This is a genomic window from Streptomyces mesophilus (assembly GCF_040300965.1).
Classification (GTDB): Bacteria; Actinomycetota; Actinomycetes; order Streptomycetales; family Streptomycetaceae; genus Streptomyces; species Streptomyces mesophilus_A.
The window spans coordinates 1-1,673 of record NZ_JBEPEW010000311.1 but is presented as its reverse complement, the minus strand read 5'-3'; the positions used below and the strand labels follow the sequence as shown (position 1 = coordinate 1,673).

The 1,673-nt window shown below is 71.2% G+C and carries 3 protein-coding genes; all 3 read left to right on the top strand.

The genetic code is table 11. From position 1 onward, the window contains the following. The coding region (locus ABT367_RS41340; RefSeq protein ID WP_352259125.1) for a response regulator transcription factor at nucleotides 1–574 on the top strand (574 nt) is incomplete at its 5' end. A gap of 129 nt (nucleotides 575–703) precedes the next feature. After that, complete coding sequence (locus tag ABT367_RS41335; protein ID WP_352259123.1) at nucleotides 704–1,363, top strand: O-methyltransferase; 660 nt, start codon at nucleotides 704–706, stop codon at nucleotides 1,361–1,363. A 118-nt stretch (nucleotides 1,364–1,481) separates the two neighbouring features. After that, on the top strand, nucleotides 1,482–1,673 hold a 192-nt coding region (locus ABT367_RS41330; RefSeq protein ID WP_352259122.1), incomplete at its 3' end, for an FmdB family zinc ribbon protein.

Below are 1,673 nucleotides of genomic sequence, written 5' to 3'. Positions count from 1 at the left end.
CCACGAGGTGCTCGCCGCCGTCGGCGACGCCGAGCAGCTGCTCGCGGCCGTCGAGCGGGAGCGGCCCGATGTGGTGGTCGCGGACGTACGGATGCCGCCGACGCACAGCGACGAGGGGCTGCGGGCGGCCATGGAGATCCGCAAGCGGTGGCCGGGCGTCGGAGTCCTCGTGCTTTCGCAGTACGTGGAGAAGCGGTACGCCACCGAGCTGCTGACCGGGGAGACCGAAGGCGTCGGGTATCTGCTCAAGGACCGGGTGGTCCAAGTCGACGAATTCCTGGACGCGTTGGAGCGCGTGCATCAGGGCCGGGCCGCCTTCGATCCCGAGGTGGTGGCGCAGCTCCTCGGGCGTACGCGGCACGCGGATCTCCTTGAGCGGCTGACGGAACGGGAACGGGCGGTCCTCGCCGAGATGGCGCAGGGGCACACGAACGCGGTGATCGCCGCGCGGCTGCACATCTCTCAGAGCGGGGTGGAGAAGCACATCAACGCGATCTTCGACAAGCTGGAGCTGTCGGGGACGCCGGGGGTCTCGCGTCGAGTGCTGGCCGTATTGCGGTACTTGGGGGAGTAGGCGGCACTTTCGGGTCCAGGTGGCGCTCGGGGACGCAATCCGCTTGCGGATCCGGCCGCCGTGGGCGGAGTCTTCGAGGGAGCCGGCCAGAGGGCCGGCCAGGAGACCGGCCGGACACCTAGGGGATGCATGACCAGCGGTAGGCGCACACAACTGACCGACGAGCTCTACGCGTACATGGTGGAGCACAACCCGCCGCCGAACGCGGTGCAGCGCGAGCTGATCGAGGTGACGCGCAGCAAGTTCCCCGGGGCCGCGGGGATGCAAGTGGCCCGGGACCAGGGGCCGTTGCTTGCCTTTCTCGTACGGCTCACAGGGGCGCGGCACATCGTCGAAGTGGGCACGTTCACCGGGATGTCCTCGCTCGCGATGGCGCAGGCGCTGCCCGCCGACGGGACGCTGCTCGCCTGCGACGTCTCCGAGGAGTGGACCGCGTACGCGCGACAGGCCTGGGCGGACGCGGGTGTGGCCGACCGGATCGAGCTGCGGATCGCCCCTGCGCTCGAGACGCTCGCCGCTCTGCCGCAGGAGCCGCATATCGACCTGGTGTTCCTGGACGCGGACAAGGACAACTACTCCGCGTACTGGGAGGAGTTGGTGCCGCGCGTGCGACAGGGCGGGCTGCTCGTGGTGGACAACGTGTTCATGCACGGCGGGGTGATCGACCCGGACGCCACGGGTGCCCCGGCGGCGATCCGGGAGTTCAACGAGCGGGTGCGGGGCGACAAGCGGGTGGAGAGCGTGATGATCCCGGTGGCGGACGGGGTGACGTTGGCGCGGAAGGTGTGAGGACCTCCCGTCGGGCGGGCGGCGCCCCGTAGGGCGGGCTGAGACCCCTCGGGTGGCCGGCGTCCCCAAGGGGCGCCGGCCCTCCCCACCCGAAGGCCGCGGCCACTAACCTGTACCCATGCCCCGCTACGAATTCCGCTGCCGGACCTGCGGCGACACCTTCGAGGTCAGCCGCCCCATGTCCGAGTCGTCCGCCCCTGCCAGCTGCCCGGCCGGGCACGAGGACACGGCCAAGCTGCTCTCCACGGTGGCCGTGGGCGGCACGTCCTCGGCCCCCGCTCCCACCGGCGGTGGCGGCGGCGGTTGCTGC